Origin of the sequence: Acinetobacter johnsonii CIP 64.6 (assembly GCF_000368045.1) — a bacterium.
Classification (GTDB): Bacteria; Pseudomonadota; Gammaproteobacteria; order Pseudomonadales; family Moraxellaceae; genus Acinetobacter; species Acinetobacter johnsonii.
Genome location: NZ_KB849235.1, coordinates 290,667 through 307,058, shown reverse-complemented (window position 1 = coordinate 307,058; position 16,392 = coordinate 290,667). Strand labels below are relative to the sequence as shown.

11 protein-coding genes, 1 tRNA gene, 1 pseudogene and 1 other annotated feature are annotated in these 16,392 nt (G+C 39.9%); of the genes and pseudogenes, 8 read left to right on the top strand and 5 right to left on the bottom strand.

The window, feature by feature from the left end:
* The first annotated feature begins 6 nt into the window (after positions 1 to 6).
* The 6 genes and pseudogenes from F986_RS07265 (at position 7) to F986_RS07240 (ending at position 5,696) form a co-directional block, all read left to right on the top strand.
* Entirely contained in the window at positions 7 to 309 is a 303-nt protein-coding gene (locus tag F986_RS07265; protein WP_004693572.1) for a YbdD/YjiX family protein, read from the top strand.
* A gap of 252 nt (positions 310 to 561) precedes the next feature.
* Positions 562 to 1,581: pseudogene (locus F986_RS07260) on the top strand (2-dehydropantoate 2-reductase).
* A gap of 120 nt (positions 1,582 to 1,701) precedes the next feature.
* Complete coding sequence (locus F986_RS07255) at positions 1,702 to 2,658, top strand: AAA family ATPase (protein WP_004693570.1); 957 nt, start codon at positions 1,702 to 1,704, stop codon at positions 2,656 to 2,658.
* Positions 2,659 to 2,674: 16 nt separating this feature from the next.
* Entirely contained in the window at positions 2,675 to 3,574 is a 900-nt protein-coding gene (locus tag F986_RS07250; protein WP_004693569.1) for a DUF58 domain-containing protein, read from the top strand.
* A gap of 10 nt (positions 3,575 to 3,584) precedes the next feature.
* Positions 3,585 to 5,576, top strand: a complete 1,992-nt coding sequence (locus F986_RS07245) for a transglutaminase TgpA family protein (RefSeq protein WP_004693568.1) — start codon at positions 3,585 to 3,587, stop codon at positions 5,574 to 5,576.
* A 43-nt stretch (positions 5,577 to 5,619) separates the two neighbouring features.
* A tRNA-Val gene (locus tag F986_RS07240) sits at positions 5,620 to 5,696 on the top strand.
* Between the two features lie 200 nt (positions 5,697 to 5,896).
* Here the strand turns inward: F986_RS07240 and F986_RS07235 are convergent.
* The 3 genes from F986_RS07235 to F986_RS07225 form a co-directional block, all read right to left on the bottom strand.
* Positions 5,897 to 7,222, bottom strand: a complete 1,326-nt coding sequence (locus tag F986_RS07235) for an ISNCY family transposase (RefSeq protein ID WP_080631517.1) — start codon at positions 7,220 to 7,222, stop codon at positions 5,897 to 5,899.
* A 161-nt stretch (positions 7,223 to 7,383) separates the two neighbouring features.
* Positions 7,384 to 8,052 (bottom strand): hypothetical protein, encoded by a 669-nt coding sequence (locus F986_RS07230; RefSeq protein WP_004693567.1) that lies wholly within the window; start codon positions 8,050 to 8,052, stop codon positions 7,384 to 7,386.
* A 385-nt stretch (positions 8,053 to 8,437) separates the two neighbouring features.
* Positions 8,438 to 9,657, bottom strand: a protein-coding gene (locus tag F986_RS07225) for an IS3 family transposase (RefSeq protein WP_100222796.1) whose coding sequence is annotated in 2 segments (ribosomal slippage) — positions 8,438 to 9,381 and positions 9,381 to 9,657 — 1,221 coding nt in all. Because the reading frame shifts where the segments join, the coding sequence is not laid out codon by codon here.
* Positions 9,266 to 9,382: a sequence feature (AL1L pseudoknot), on the bottom strand. (Overlaps the previous gene by 117 nt.)
* Positions 9,658 to 10,038: 381 nt before the next feature.
* Between F986_RS07225 and F986_RS07215 the strand changes: the two genes are divergently transcribed.
* Together F986_RS07215 and F986_RS07210 are read left to right on the top strand one after the other, a co-directional pair.
* On the top strand, positions 10,039 to 12,021 hold the full coding sequence (locus tag F986_RS07215; RefSeq protein ID WP_004693564.1) for a TonB-dependent receptor domain-containing protein: 1,983 nt from the start codon (positions 10,039 to 10,041) through the stop codon (positions 12,019 to 12,021).
* Between the two features lie 334 nt (positions 12,022 to 12,355).
* Positions 12,356 to 15,217: an autotransporter domain-containing protein gene (locus F986_RS07210; protein WP_004693563.1), complete on the top strand. Its 2,862-nt coding sequence runs from the start codon at positions 12,356 to 12,358 to the stop codon at positions 15,215 to 15,217.
* A gap of 96 nt (positions 15,218 to 15,313) precedes the next feature.
* Here F986_RS07210 and F986_RS07205 read toward each other — a convergent pair whose 3' ends face one another.
* Positions 15,314 to 15,667 (bottom strand): hypothetical protein, encoded by a 354-nt coding sequence (locus F986_RS07205; RefSeq protein ID WP_004693562.1) that lies wholly within the window; start codon positions 15,665 to 15,667, stop codon positions 15,314 to 15,316.
* 209 nt (positions 15,668 to 15,876) lie between these two features.
* Positions 15,877 to 16,383, bottom strand: a complete 507-nt coding sequence (locus tag F986_RS07200) for a GNAT family N-acetyltransferase (protein WP_004693561.1) — start codon at positions 16,381 to 16,383, stop codon at positions 15,877 to 15,879.
* Positions 16,384 to 16,392 lie beyond the last annotated feature (9 nt).

Sequence of the window (16,392 nt, the reverse complement as noted above, 5' to 3'; positions counted from 1 at the left end):
AGTCAGATGAATCTAAAATTTGCTAAAAGTGGAAAAACGATGATTTATAAAATCATTAAAATGACCGTGATGTCGCAGAAAGATTTGATTCTGAACCCTAAAAATTGGTCTCGAATTGCGACATTGTGGCAACGTTTGCAGCAAAGTTTTCGCTTGATGGTGGGGGTGCCTGATTATCCAAACTATTTGGAGCATATGAAAAAGCACCATCCTGATTTAGAAGCGATGGATGCTAAAACTTTTTATCGTCATTGTGTGGATGCACGTTATCCATCTGCAACGAATGGCATGAAAAAGTGCCCTTGTTAATGTAATGAATCAATTGAAAGACGGCACTTCGGTGCCGTTTTTTTGTGAAAAATCGAGTGAAAATACTCAATTACATGCGGTTGCTCGTGTTAGATTCGACAGTGTACTTTTTGCATGAAGCAAGTTGTTACATCACGGCTTAAATCATAACGCAACACGGAGTGTGAGGCATAAAAGGTTCATGTCGTATATTTGACAGCTTTTGATTGTTATAGTTCTTAAAATACTGGAATGTTTGCAAAGGGAAATTGAATGAAAATATATATTTATGGTGCTGGAAGCATTGGGTGTTATTTAGGCGGAAGGTTGGTTGTTGCAGGTAATGATGTTACTTTTATCACGCGTCCACGTATTCATGCAGAGCTTTCCCAATTCGGCTTAGTCTTAACTGATTATTTAGGTAAAAAGATCAAACTTGCACCTCATCAACTCAAACTAACGACTGATCCTACTCAGATTGTGGATGCTGATGTTGTTTTTATTTGTGTGAAATCGGCAGCAACGGAACAAGTTGCGCATGAAATCAAAGAATATTTAGGGGCTAAAACACCGCTGATCATCGGTTTTCAAAATGGCTTAAGCAATGTCCCTATTTTAAAAAGAGTTTTGCAAGGGCAGATGATTTTAGAGGGGATGGTTCCTTTTAACGTCGCCACGCAAGAAGCTGGGCATTATCATCAAGGTACCTCTGGTGCATTAAGTGTTAAGCAATATCCGAATCAAAATTTGCTTGAGAATGCATTTCAAAAAGCAGGTTTAGAGATTGTTTTTGAAAAAGACATGCTGGCTGTGCAGTGGGCCAAGCTCTTACTTAATTTAAATAATTCAATCAATGCATTGTCAAAAAAACCGTTAAAGGAACAATTGTCGATTCGTAAATATCGCCAATGTGTGGCAATGGCGCAGCAGGAAGCTTTAGCACTGCTTGATTCTGCTCAGATTAAACCTGCAAAGTTAACCGCAGTTCCGACCCATTTGATTCCCAAATTGCTGAGTTTACCTAATCCATTATTTAAATTATTAAGTCGTAAAATGTTGGCAATCGATCCATTGGCTCGGTCATCTATGCAAGATGATTTAATTGCAGGTTGCCCTACAGAGGTTGACTGGATTAATGGTGAGGTTCTAAAACTCGCAGAGCAATGTGGTAGACAGGCTCCAATCAATGCGTGACTCATAGAATTGATTAAGCAAGCAGAGAAATCATCTCCATCATTTTCAATGAGCGGAGATGCTTTAAAAGATCAGTTGAAATCTGCAGCGAAACAATAGCTTGAGGCGAGGGAAGTCATTCATACGCAAATCATTGAAGATTTATAAGGATCACCTTTGAGTATGGTTGAAAAACCTGTATGTTAAACCTTGATTTATATTTTGATTGGGGAGAATAAGGTGCTTTGGGGAAAAGAAAAAACGGTAGAAACGCAGCAACATAGCATGCTCGATGAATCACAGTTAAGTGTTTTTTATCCAAAAGTCCAAGAATTCCTCAATCAAGTCAATCAAATCGTTTTAGATAAAGATCAACAAACCCAATTGGCTTTATGCAGCCTGTTAGCAGGTGGGCATATCTTGTTTGAAGACTTGCCCGGTTTAGGCAAAACCACATTGGCCAGTAGCTTGGCACATTTGGCCGGCCTTCAATTTAAACGGATTCAGTTTACCAATGACATGCTGGCAAGCGATGTGATTGGGGTGAATATGTTTAACCAAAAAGAACATCAGTTTGAGTTTAAGCAAGGGCCAATTTTTACTCAAATTTTACTTGCAGATGAAATTAACCGCTGTAGTCCGAAAACACAGAGTGCACTTTTAGAGGCGATGGAAGAGGGTGTGGTGACGATTGATGCAAGTCGTTATGTACTACCGCAGCCTTTTTGGGTGATTGCAACGCAAAACCCACTTTTTCAAAGTGGAACCTATGCACTACCAGAGTCTCAGCTCGACCGTTTTCTTATGCGTTTATCTTTGGGTTATCCATCACGTCAGGCAGAAAAGGCTTTATTGCAGCATCAATCCCGTCATGATTTGATTCAGCAGTTGATGACTGTATTCTCTGAACAAGACATTCTCACCTTACAAGTGTTGGTGCCACAGATTTATTTATCTGAAGAAGTCTTGGATTATATTTTAGATTTGGCGGCTGAGACCCGTAAAGGTCGACATGGTTTATCGACTCGTGGCGTACTGGCTTTGAAGAAAGCAGCACAAGCATATGCTGTGGTTAAAGCCCGTGCATTTGTTACACCCGATGATGTACAGGCTGTATTTGTCGCAGTGACCGCGCATCGAATAGGGCTGGGTGAAGCTGAAACTGAGCAACTGATGAAGCAAGTCAAAGTTCACTGATAGGATAAGCTGACGCATGCTGTGGCAAAACTGGATCAATAAACGCTTTCAATTTAAAGCTGAAAAACAACTGACCCAAAAAGATGTACTGGTGTTTATTTATCAGCAAGGATATTTGTATGTGGTGCTGATTTTAATCACCTTTATTGCTGGGGTGAATTATGCCAATAACTTAATTTTAGCGTTTTGTTTTTTAATCAGTGCTGTGCTATGTATGAGTTTTTATTTGACCTTTAAACAGCTACATGGGTTAAGTATTGACCTTGTATTGCCTGAAATAGGGCAGGTTGAGAGTGCATTGCAATTACAAATGCATTTCAAACAACATCATTCACAGCCTCGATATCTTTGGCTCGCTTATGCTGATCATATAGAACAGTTGTTTATTCAAGATACCCATCAGGTGTTCGATTTAAATTTTTTTCCAAAAGCGCGCGGACAGTTTAGTTTTCCAGAGATTAAAATATATTCGACTTATCCATTTGGCCTCGTTCGTGCATGGAGTTATTTTTTTATCCAAGCACCTGTGTGGATCGCGCCTAAAACTAAGTCTTTAGCGGCTGAAAATAAACAGCAACAGCACAGTTTTGAACCGGACATGGATGAATTCCGAGAATTACGAAATTTTAAAGAGGGTGACTCTTTACAGGCGGTTTCATGGAAACAAGTGGCACAAGGACAAGGTTTATTTATTAAAGTCTTTGAGCAACATCAGGATCAACACAGTTTAGACATCCACTATGCACATATGCCGAGTCCTTCGCATGAAGAAAAGTTAAGCTTGATGATGGGCTTGGTTGAACAATGTGAGCAGTTGCAGTATGCCTATGCACTGTATTTCCCCCATACTGAACTAGCCAAAGGGATAGGACGAGAACAATACCTTCAAGCCAAATTACTTTTGGCGCAGGCATAGCGAGAACAGTATGCATTCTTCTATTCGTATTGCCATTGTACTGACACTAAGTTTGATTTGGATCACACAACTAAGTTTTAGTCCTGTGCTATTGAGTGTCATTTTCGCTATTTGTATCGGTTGTCTATGGTATTTCATGAAATCCACGGGCAACCATTTCCCGAAATGGGCAATTTACATTTTGACCCTTGTTGCTCTAGCGGTCACTTTTTGGAGCTATCAAAGCTTTTTAGGGGTAGAAGCGGGCGTAGCTGTTTTAAGCATCTTTCTCTTTGCGAAAGCCTTAGAAACAAAAACGCAGCGTGATGTGATCATTTTGTTTAACTTTGCTTTATTTGTTGAGGCGAGTATGTTTTTACATAGTCAGTCATTTATGACGGCTGCCATGGTTTTGCTGTGTTTATTGAGTTGTTTGTTGGGGCTGTATCGAGTGCAAACCCATGCTTTTGCATCTGAAAACTCGAATCGTATGGCATTAAGGCAAGATGCAAAACACGTCATTAAATTTGTAGGTCTCGCACTGCCTTTTTTTGTGCTGCTGTTTATCTTTTTTCCGCGTTTACCCCCACTTTGGCATATTCCAATTCCTGAAAATAAAGCAGTGACAGGCATGAGTGACAGTATGTCACCTGGAGATATTGCGCAATTATCCCAGTCCAGTCATTTGGCTTTTCGTATTATTGGTGATGTCACTCAGCTCCCAAATCGTTCAGAGCTTTATTGGCGCGCGATGGTCTTAGATCAGTATGATGGTCAAAAGTGGACCGGTAGTTTGATCAATCAGCAAAGTATTGCAAATGAGACGCTAGGCCAAATATCTGCATCTAAAAAATGGAACTATCAATATTTACCCGCTGATGCCGCGATTCCTTGGATCATGGGATTGGAATATTCACAACCTTTAGAGCGACGTTATCAGCTACGTCAGGATTGGAGTATTCAGGCTTATCGTCAAGTACAGCGTGTAGAGCCGATTTCACTACAATGGATGGGAAATGTCCAACTTACTCAAACTAAATTATCCAATGTGCAACGAAGTATTAACTTAAAAGCGCCTGAGCAAATAGATCTGAAAGCACAACAATTTGCACAACAACTCTTTAAACAAAGTAATGACAATCCGAACCGTTATATCCAAAATGTTTTGCAATGGTATCGTAATAATGGCTTTAGCTATACCTTGCAGCCAGGCTTGTTGGGGCAGCATCGTATTGATGAGTTTTTGTTTCAGTCCAAACAAGGGTTTTGTGAACATTATGCCTCTAGTTTTGCGATGCTGATGCGTTATGTGGGAATTCCTGCCCGTATCGTGGTTGGTTATCAAGGTGGTCAGCCTTCACCAGATGCAAAAAGTTGGGAAGTTCGACAGTTAGATGCGCATGCATGGACGGAAGTCTTTGTGGATGGACGCTGGAACCGCTATGACCCAACAGCCATGATTGCACCACAGCGTATTGAACAGGGTATGCAAGATTTAATGAGCCAAGATGCCAGTGTTTGGGGTGATAGTAGTCGATGGCATGTACAGCGCTATTCGGTATTAAACAAAATGCGCATTTGGAGTGATTATGCAAGCTACCAATGGCAAAGTAAGGTGGTTGGCTATAATGCAGAGACTCAACGAGGATGGTTACAGAAGCTAGGACTCCAATCTAGTTATTCATTGGTATTGCTGATTATGATTAGCATTGGTGGATTAGTTTTACTGTACTGGGGCGTTATATTTTGGCATAAACGTGCTCAAACTTCTGAATATGACATTGTCGTTCAGTCTTTTTCTCGAAGCCTAATAGCAGAGCAGCGTAAACAAGATGCCGAAACGGTAAACAAATGGTTGTTGCGTTTAGCTCAAGATGTTAAACCTGAACAGCAAGTTTTATTTCATCAGGCAGCTGATTATTATCAACAAATGCGTTATTCCAATACGTTGAATTCAAAAAATATTCAACAATTTAAACGGATGCTTAAAACTTGTGCATCTGCTTTAAAAAACAAGAAATAGCGCTTGTCATACTTTTTAAAAGTGAATATTATGCTTTTACTTCAGGTGTATAGCTCAGTTGGTTAGAGCGCTACGTTGACATCGTAGAGGTCAGCAGTTCGAGTCTGCTTATACCTACCAAAATTCGTTGATATTTCAACACATTAAAGCCCACTTAAAAAGTGGGCTTTTTGTTTTCGGGGTATTTTCGGGGAATGGCGTAATTCCCCAATGTGGAAAACTCGCTCATTTAAACTTAAAAGCAATTATTAACGGTAGCTAAATCAATTGATGTTATTCCAAAGTAGAAATGTCCTACCTTAAAACCAAATAGAAATGTCCTATATGGACATTTCCAAGTCAAGCACAGGATTTAGATTTCGTTGTTCAATCGCTGTTTTCTGTGCACGTCTGCTTGGCATCTTTTGAGAACGATTACGTTTGTTTTGCTGTTCCAGTTCTTCATGCTGTTGTTGGATATGATTCAGAACAGCACTCAACCGTTTATTCTCAACAATCTCTCGCTGATTCAGCTGACTTAATTTATCGAAGAGGCTGTAATTGATCTTTCGGCTATTATGCATGATGGCTACAGTACCATCCGGGTATTCCAGGAACTCAAGATACTTACCGATCAACCTCTGATTTTCTTCGGTGTTTTCCAAGAGATATACGCATTTATCATAAGTAATCGTCAGGCTATTCGTGACTCTGCGGGGTTCACGCCAGGTAAAAATATCATCTAATTGCTCGGCTGTTTCAGTGACAGAGCGGTGTAAGTTCTTAGGATTAAAGGCCATCTTTGCAAACTTGAGATTGAACTGCTCAATAAAGCAGGGCAACCACTTATTCGCATCTGCAATCGAACTGATACCTTCCAGACGCATCTCCTTAATCAGACGATCCTGAAGTGTCCTGTTGGCCCGTTCCACACGTCCTTTGGCCTGCGGTGAATTGGCGAAGATGATATCGATATTCAGGGTGCTGAGTACACGTCCAAACTGGGTAATCTTGGTGTCTTTCTTGCTGCTTTGATTCACTCTAAAGACTGAATGTTTGTCGCTGTAAAACGCTAAAGGCTTACCGTGCTGTTCGACATATAAACGTGTTGAAATCATATAGTCAAAAGTTGATTCTGACTCACAGAAGCGTAAATGCTGTAATTTGCCTGTGGCATCATCAATGAACACCAGTAGGCAGCATTTAGCAGCGCGTCCTTCAAACCAGTCATGGTGTGAGCCATCAATTTGGATCAGCTCACCAAAGCAATCCCGGTTGTAACGAGGCTGATACGGGCGCTTCAGGCGCTTGGATCGAGGAATCCATAAGTCAGCTGCAATCATCCAGGAACGCAGGGTTTCTACTGAAAGATCGAATCCATGCACGGTGGTGAGCTTTTCATGCGCTAAAGTGGGTCCGAAACCATGGAGTTGGTCAGAAATAATATTGAGGCATTTGAGTCTGAGTTCTTCAGGAAGTTTGGAATTGCTGATTTGGCCACGACCGGCATGGGCTAATGCAACTGGACCTTGGGCTTTGTATTTCTGCAGTAAGCGTCTGATCTGACGTTCTGAAATATGAAGTAGCTGAGCAGCCTGGGATTGAGTTATGCGTTGATCGCAGATTTCCTGCAAGACCGACAATCGTTTAAGTTCTTTATCCGACATAGACACCAACATATCAAACCGTCCGCTAAGGAAATCGCAAAAGTGCATATTCTAAAAGCGGACATTTTTACTTTGGAGAAACCGGACATTTCTATTTTGGAGTTACAATTGAATTACGTATAACGCGTATTATGTTAATTTTAGTCATTCTTATAGAAAGTCTAAAGCAAAAAAAAGATGATATAAAAAATAAGGATTAAACCGACAAAACCGATAACGATTTTAATCCCATTTTTTTGGGGCTCTTGATAGATGGGTTTTTCTATAATTATTGGTTTTTCTATAATTTGGAGTTCTTGCCAAGCTTTCAGCTCTTGAGAGCTCAGGTACCAATTAGTTTTATTTCTCTGAGAAAATTTAGAATTTTTTTGTGCTGGATTAGAGGAATCAACTTGAATTATTAGTGAATTAATAAATTTCCAACCATATTTTTCAAATTCCTTTATTTCTTCTTCATTTAACTCCATTTCCCATGAATATTCTCCGTGGGTATTACACAATACTCTAGTATCTAAAATATATTCACCATTTTTTTCAGCAAAGCAATGATCTCTATCCATATGTAATATCTTGGGTTCATTGGGGTGATCAGTGGTAATAATCCGACATAAATATAAAAATTTAAGACAAGCTTTATACTCTGAGTCATAAGCTTGAGTTTCTATAACCTTCCCTGTATCAATTACTAAGATTAGCCATTTACCATCAATTAACCTAATACACCAAGCCTTTAGGTTGTTTTTAAAGCATAACTCGTTGCCATGTCTATTAAGCAATTTTGCTTTGTTAGAAGGAAATAAAGTTTGAATATTATTTATATTAAGAGACATACAATACTGATTTCCACTTCTACATTGATCAATGCAATTTATCTTAAACTAATTGTTTAGATATTCCATTTAACATACTGGCGCTTATATGAAATCAAAAGCTGATGATTCAAGTTGTGAAAGCATCAGCTTATTGGCATGATGAACGATAGCTAATCCGCACTGGTTTAGGTGCTTCATGACCCTAGCGATCCGTTATCTTCACAGTTGCATGGCCAGCCAGTGCCTGCGCATATTTCTTCCCATACTTTTGTGTAATGTTATAAATACCCAAAGCACGTAAGTCATGCAGCGATGGTCGTTGGTTTAGTTCTAAATGATCATACGCACCAGATAAGTCCCGATACTGAACCGTACCGACTATATCGGAGACAGTTTATTTAAGTTATGCAACACAATCTAAGGTGTTGATTTTATCATAGTACATATTTTCAAACTCAAATGGTGAAACATAGCCAATAGAACTATGTAGCCGCTTTTTGTTAAACCAGTCTACCCAATTCAATGTAGCTAATTCAACATCAGCTAAGCCTAACCAATCAGATTTCAAATATTCAATCACCTCCGTTTTATATAAACCATTCACTGTTTCAGCCAGTGCATTATCATACGAGTCTCCCGTTGTTCCTACAGAGGCTCTTAAGTTCGCAGTTTCCAATCGCTGAGTATAGCGGATTGAAAGATACTGCACCCCTCGGTCACTATGATGAATCACATTCTTAGGCATACCCCGACTATTGAGTGCATGCTCAAGGGCATGAAGTACCATATCGGTATTCATTCGGGTGGAAACTTTCCAACCAACGATTGCTCGTGAGAACACATCAATGATAAATGCCGTATATACCCCCCCAGAATGAGTCTGAATATAGGTAAAGTCAGCGACCCAAAGGTTGTTGGGATGCTGAGCTGTGAAATCACGCTTAACTAAATCATCAGCTCTTTTTTGCTGATCATCATGATGTGTCGTACGCTTATTCTTACCACGCCATACACCTTGTATTTCAAGTTGTTTCATCAAGCGTGTTACCGTGCAGCGGGCAATAGAATATCCTTCTTGTTTAAGTTGTTGCCAAACTTTACGAATGCCATAACGCCCATGGCTCTCTTGCCAAATTAACTTAATTTGCTCAGCATAATGTTGATCGTGTAAATCTCGTTTCGAACGCTTTTCAGGGTTCTGTACTAGATCAAGCTGGCGATAGTAAGTGGATGAGGCAATTGGCAATATTTGACAAATCGCTTCAACACCATACAGGGCTTTATGATCACGAATGAAATCAACCATTATTTGTGTGGGCGGCCTAACTCCGCCTGTGCGAAAAAAGCAGCTGCCTTACGAAGAATTTCATTGGCTCGTTGTAGCTCTTTGTTTTCACGTTCTAGTTGTTTGATACGCTGTTGATCTGACAGAAGTTGCACTACGGCTGGATTCTGTAGTTGTTTATGTTTTTGATGCCAAGCACGCAAAGTTTCAGGGGTACAACCGATTTTAGGAGCAATAGCTGTAATTGCAGCCCAAGTAGAAGGATAATCTTGTTCAGATTCAAGCAGCAAACGTACTGCTCGTTCTTTGATTTCTGCGGTGTATTTTAATCTTGTCATAGCGACATTCTCTCAAGAAAATGTGTCTCCTACAATCTCGGTACGGTTCAGTTTTTAATCTCGCTGTTGCAGCTGGTGGTATTGCAGGCGGGATATTACTTGATAAGGTTAGGATAGATTCATTTTTTGTAAGCATGGTTGCTTTATCATTAACAGGTTTATTGATTGTATATTTATTTTGTGAGAATGGATTTAAAGCTGGAGCCCGTCTACTAGGGTGAGCCAAGAAATGTAACGTTTACAGTCCGCGCAAAATTTTAAATTTTATTTAGTCAAAAAAACCGCCTAAAAGGGCGGTTTTTTTATACAAAAATGTTGCAAATTATTTACCAATCATTATAATTGCGAACGATTATCAATTATAATTGTGGTCTTAATAATATGTTAAATAAAATATTTTTCAATCAGAAAGTTCTGAATGTTGCGATTCAAAGTATTTTAGGGGGAAGTCTCTTTTCGAGCATGGCTTATGCTGAAGACACTCAGCCAGAGAAACTAGCAACGATTACAGTGACAGCCAGTCAAACCGAACATGACCAAAAAAGTGCACCAGCAACGATTAGTGTTATCACACAAGAAGATTTAGCAAAACGTCCTGTTTATGACTTAGCAGATGCTTTACAACAGAGTGCGGGGATCCATACCAATACGTCGTCTGCGTATGGTCGTAAAGAAATTAAAATTCGTGGATTAGACTCGGACTACACATTGATATTGGTCAATGGACGTCGTGTGAATTCTAGAGACGCATTAACCTCTAATTATTCAAATGATTTTGATTTGTCATCTATTCCTTTGGCTGCAGTAGATCGAATTGAAGTGGTGCGTGGTCCAATGTCATCCATTTATGGTGCAGATGCTTTGGGCGGCGTGGTTAACATTATTTTAAAGAAACCTAGCGAACAATTAGAGACCGCGTTTAACTATAGTTATGAGTTACCAACTGAAGGAGATGATGGGGCAATTCATAAAGCAAGTGCTTACATTGGTGGTAGTTTGATTGAAAATAAACTCTTGGCAAATTTGGTACTTGAGGGTGTAGATCAACAGGCTTGGCGTTCTGAACAAAGCATCTATAAAAATACGGATGCAGCGGAAAAACGTAAAGGTTTCAGCATCCTCTCAAATGTCAGTTGGCTGATTAATGATAACCAGACTTTAGATGTTGATTTAACCCATCGTTCTGATGACCGTAAAGCGGTATGGAACAACTATGGTTTGTCATTCCCGACCAATATCCAAGAAATGGATCGTACCAGTGTTGGACTGACTTATTCTGCAAATTGGAATGATATCAATAGCAGACTGCGCTATTACTATGAAAACGTGGACTTGATGGATAACTCAGAAATCATCACCAATTTATATAAAAAGACGGGAGATATTCAGCAAACTAACCATACATTTGATGCTCAAGTGAGTGGACATATTGGAGAACAACATTTAGTGACTGGTGGAGCCGAATTCCGTAAGACCGAATTAGAACATAATCAAAACTTGAATGGTTCCGCGTCGGTAAATCAAACAGCATTATATCTACAAGATGAATGGAAACTTGATCGACTATCTCTGACCTTTGCTGGACGTTTTGATGACTATGACAGCTTTGGTAGTGAGTTTAGCCCACGCTTCTACAGTGTGTATCAAGTCACGGATCAATTTAACTTTAAAGGGGGGATTGGTAAATCATTTAAGGCTCCAAGTTTGTCACAATCAGATCCGACCTATTCTGTATTGGCCTGCCGTGGAATGTGTCAGGTGATTGGAAACCCTGACTTAGAACCTGAAAGTGCAACAAGTTATGAGTTCGGTGGTGTGTATGAAAATGATCAGTTTTATGCAAGTTTAATGTACTTCGATAATGACATTAAAAACATGATTGTAAGCGATGGTTGGAGAGCGGGATATCGTCCTCAAGTCATGACTTATACCAATGTACATTCTGCATCAGTCAAAGGGGTAGAACTTGAAAGCCAATATGATGTAAATGATGCTTTAGGGGTGAAATTTAATTACACTTATTCAGATGGTAAAAATAAAGATACAGACAAAGAACTAGACTATAGCCCACGTCATACAGGTAACATGGCTCTAGATTGGCGTGTGAATGATGCGTTGGGATTGAACCTGAACTATCAATATATTGGTAGCCAAATGCTCTATGTACCTGCCATTTCTAAGAGTCAGAAATCAGATGATTACCATGTTTTAGGCCTAAGTGGGCAGTATCAATTTAATCCGAGTTTTACTATGCAAGCGGGGATTAAAAACTTAACCAATACTAAGCGTGATGATGTCGCACGCTCAATTGATTACATTTTAATGGGACGAACGGCTTTTGTTGGATTTAATTTTAAGTATTAATTGAAACGGTTATAAATTAAAAAAGCACCTTTGGGTGCTTTTAAATTTCGCTTTGTAAGATGCATTTCCTCTAAATAATGTCAGAGACTGTGGATGAGCATATGGTTGAATATTCATCATTATCACGTGATAGGGTCAATATTGGTCTGAGTGTTTTTTGTTCTATTAACTTTGTGAGGTGCAGATAAAGTTGCTTCAGGCTTTCGAAAATATCTTTCACTAAGGTATGATGACTGGCCTGTGATTGCTGGGGCAAAAATCCCAAAACTGTACCAACAGTAAAAAATAATCACTTGCTTTTTATAATAATTTTTATTTTTATTGGGTAAATTAGATGACCAAAAGTCACAATTTTGGGGGTTTAAAACGCCAATTTTTTCCTTCTGTTTTAGCGCTTGCGATTGGTAGTGTCCTCGTGGGTTGCGGAGGAGGAGGTGGGGGAGGTTTGGCTGCAACGAGTTCTCATATCACCCAACCACCAACTAAAGGAGAAAATAATCCTGGTTCTGGTGGTCAAGATACGGGTACTGGCGGTGAGCAAAATCCTAATTCAGCATATATCTATGATCCGCAAAAATTTAATGTTGAAGAGCCTGATACTTCCCTAAATAAAGTGGGTGTGGGGGTGCTAGATTCTGGCGTGGGTATCAATGACTATTTAGAAGATTCTGTCAAAAAGGTTTTCCGTTATATTGAGGACTATCAAGCGGGGAGTCTTACACGTGAAGACTTAACCCATCGTGGGATTGACATTCAAGATATTGATCCTGGAACGCATGGCACAATTGTCGCGCAAATTATTGCGGGTAAAATTCCTGCGAATGCAAAATATCCATTAACAGAAAGTATTGAAGGAATCGCTAAAGATATTACTGAAATTTATGGCGTTTCTACAAGCGAGAGCAATAACGGTATTGGTTATGCAACCACAGCATATTTGGCAGCACTGAATCTCAATCAAGAGTATGGAGTGAAGTTATTTAATGGTTCCTTCGGTACTGTGGGTATGCGCGGGATTTTCCATGATGACGTTACTCAATATGCAGCGCGTTTAGCCGATGGCGGCTCCTTAGTGGTCATGGCAACAGGTAATGCTGGTCTTGCTGTTCCAAGTGATGAGGTGTTGTTGCCAACCCGAAATAGTACAATTGAAAAAGGCTGGTTGGCTGTTACAGGCTTAAATGCTGCGCATACTGACTTGTATCGCAATACCAAAGGCGAAGGTGCGAATAATTGCGGACTTGCTGCACGTTGGTGCTTAGCTGCTGATTATATTGTTGGCCCTATTCAAAGTGATAAAGTTGGTAGTTTGATTTGGTTCTATGGAACATCGGGTGCAACACCACAAGTTACCTCAGCTGCGGCGTTGGTATGGAGTAAATATCCATGGATGAGCAATGACCAAGTACGACAAGTATTACTGACCAATGCCGACTATATGGATGATGGTTCTGGTCTCAATCAACTCTATAACGAGCGCTTTGGCTGGGGTGCACTGGATATCTGGAATTCTTTAAGTGGCCCGCAGTCCTTTTTAACAGTGTTTAATGAAAACTTCGAAGCAAACGTGACATCCAATGTTGCGATTTTTTCTAATGACATTGATGGCGATGCAGGTCTTATTAAACAAGGAGCTGGTACTTTGGTAATGGCTGGTGACAGCAATTATACGGGAGCAACAGATGTCCAATTAGGCAAGTTACAAGTCACTGGAAATATTGATTCTATTGTGCGTGTGGGAACGCATGGGACTTTATCTGGTACGGGTCAGACAGGAGCTGTGGTCAATCAAGGAATTGTTTCAACCCAAGATGGTCGTTTAACGGTAAACGGTAACTATACGCAAGAAAGTACAGGAACTCTTGCTTATGGTTTAGAGCACTATTTAACCGTGAAAGGTGATGCCACACTTGCTGGAAAACTCGAAGTTTCTGCACAGAATAAAGGCATGGTGACAGAAGGAACGCATCAAGTATTGAATGCAAATCATGTTGCAGGTCAGTTTGATAGTTATAGCTCGACCAGTGCATTTTTAACTGTGAAAGGGTTGAGTCAGACCAATCAAGATGTTGCGGTAGATGTTGCACTCGCGGATGCAAAAACAGCAGGAACGCTGAGTGGTGGAATTTCTGATGCCTCTGGTGAGTTGCTGAATAAACTGATGGCAAAAGCCAATACACAAGCAGTTTCAGGTCAATCGACGCAGTTAACGGACTATGTTGCTAATGTACAAAAAGTGGCAACGGCAGCGGCTGCACAAGCAGTGTTGAACTCAAATGCGGGTGCTTTATTTGCAGAGACGCCATCAGTATTGCTTCGTAATGACACCTTGGTTAATGCACAAATTGCACAGCGCTCATATCAAGTGAGTAAACAAGGGCTAACAGGAGCATGGGTAACAGCAGGCTATCTAGATAATACCAGTGAAGCAAAAGGTTGGGATACTGTTGAGTCTGAAATTAAGACCCTATCTGCAGGTGCTGACTTCAAAGTGACAGACCATGCTATTTTAGGTGCCTACATTTCGGACTACAACGAAGACTCTAAATTTAGTGCATCGAATGGCAAGAGTGAAACTGAGCTGACAACAATAGGTATATATGGTCAGTGGTTATCAGATCGCAACTATTATGCTGCTGCAAATGCACAATATGGCTTTGGTGATACAACTTTTGACAGAACGGTGACCGATGGCATCAAGACTGATGCAAGTCATGCTAAAGCTGATTTAGATAAATATGGTATTTATACTGAGTTTGGCTATGCTCTGCCAATGGAGCAATTCTCAATTTCACCATACTTTGCACTCAGTCATAATGCGGTATCTCTAGATCAAGTGAAAGAGTCAAGTGATCTAGGGGTGACGGTTGGTGATACGACTGCCAAAGAAAGCAAAGCACATGTTGGAACTCGCGCAGATTATCAAGTGACACAGCAGCTGAAACTAGGTGGTTATGCAGAATACGCATATGCCTTTGATCGTTCATTGCCAAATGTAAGTTTGACATCAAACATTGATCATTCAGTAGATGTTCGCTATCGCGCACCGTCATTTGACAAAGACTTTTTACTTTATGGCCTAGGCTTTAATTATTTAACAGCAAACTCTAAATGGAATATTTTTGGAGATGTGGCTGGGAATGCACTTAATGCAGAAGACTATCAAATGCAGCTTGGTCTGAAATATGCATTTTAAGTTTTTTGCTAAATAAATCGTGATTTGAAAGTAAAATAAAGGTCATGTAGGACTTGTCCCACATGACCTTTTCTAATAAACGCTTAGATATGACGTTTATTTCTTAAACTCAGTAATCTGGATTGGCTTGTCTTTGACAAACTCGACAATGCCTTCACTTCCTTTGATGTGAATAGAAACACCTTTGCCGTCAGTCATGAGCATACCACTTGCTGCTGGTGCACTTTTCAGCATGAATGTTCGATCTGAGTTATCCGTCATCATCGCTGTTTCAAAATTATCAGATGACTTCAGTTCAATGGTTAAATCCATTGGGCCAGTGAAGTGAATCACTTGTGTTTCTGCAGCATTACTGCCTGATGTATTTTCTTGAGTGACTTTTCCCGTTGGTGCAGAAGTACAACCCACTAAGGCTAAAGTAACGAGTGTTGCACCTAAAGCATTTTTCATAAAAATGACCTTTTTATATATAAATCATAAGTCCATATATACTATTTGTTATATCTTAAGTTTAAAAGTTTGCTTTACATTCGCTTTACATAAATGGAATTTTACGCTGTATAAACGTACTGTTATTCACCTTAAGCGGTTCAAAATACGGTTTAAAGTATTCATTCAAACCTTACACAACAGAGTAAATTGATATTTAAAAGTTCAATTTATTCAGTGGCATTAAATGCGTCATGATAACTGACAACGCCCTGCGGTATTTCTCCATTGAAACTAAGGGCTTGAAAGTATTCGCTAGGAACGCTAGGTAAAACCAACTCTAGATTAGGCCGAAACCCAAAGCGATGATAATAATTGGGGTCGCCTAATAGAACACAGCCTTTGGCACCCAGTTGTTTTAATTTTTCAATGGATGCCTGCATCAGCTGTGACCCAATGCCCAAACCTTGTTTAGTTGGGCAGACAGAAATTGGGCCTAGGCCATACCAACCTGTTGTACCTGTCGAGATAGATACAGGTGAAATGGCGACATGACCGATAATTGAATCATCTTCAACAACAACCAAAGAAATCGTAAGTTGACCGCTTTTTCGGAGGTTGTTCACAATGAATTGTTCAGTATGGCTGGTATGTTCTGCATTTAAAAATGCAGTGCGAGTCAAGGTCTCAATGCTTTCAATATCTTCTGGCTGTTCGTCTCGAATCGTGATGTTCATTAAAAAATC

Excerpts from the sequence above, each read along its gene's own strand:
- F986_RS07265 (WP_004693572.1), top strand. The coding sequence starts at position 7 with ATGAATCTAAAATTTGCTAAAAGTGGAAAAACGATGATTTATAAAATC.
- F986_RS07250 (WP_004693569.1), top strand. The coding sequence starts at position 2,675 with ATGCTGTGGCAAAACTGGATCAATAAACGCTTTCAATTTAAAGCTGAA.
- F986_RS07245 (WP_004693568.1), top strand. The coding sequence starts at position 3,585 with ATGCATTCTTCTATTCGTATTGCCATTGTACTGACACTAAGTTTGATT.
- F986_RS07235 (WP_080631517.1), bottom strand. The coding sequence starts at position 7,222 with ATGTCGGATAAAGAACTTAAACGATTGTCGGTCTTGCAGGAAATCTGC.
- F986_RS07230 (WP_004693567.1), bottom strand. The coding sequence starts at position 8,052 with ATGTCTCTTAATATAAATAATATTCAAACTTTATTTCCTTCTAACAAA.
- F986_RS07215 (WP_004693564.1), top strand. The coding sequence starts at position 10,039 with ATGTTAAATAAAATATTTTTCAATCAGAAAGTTCTGAATGTTGCGATT.
- F986_RS07210 (WP_004693563.1), top strand. The coding sequence starts at position 12,356 with ATGACCAAAAGTCACAATTTTGGGGGTTTAAAACGCCAATTTTTTCCT.
- F986_RS07205 (WP_004693562.1), bottom strand. The coding sequence starts at position 15,667 with ATGAAAAATGCTTTAGGTGCAACACTCGTTACTTTAGCCTTAGTGGGT.
- F986_RS07200 (WP_004693561.1), bottom strand. The coding sequence starts at position 16,383 with ATGAACATCACGATTCGAGACGAACAGCCAGAAGATATTGAAAGCATT.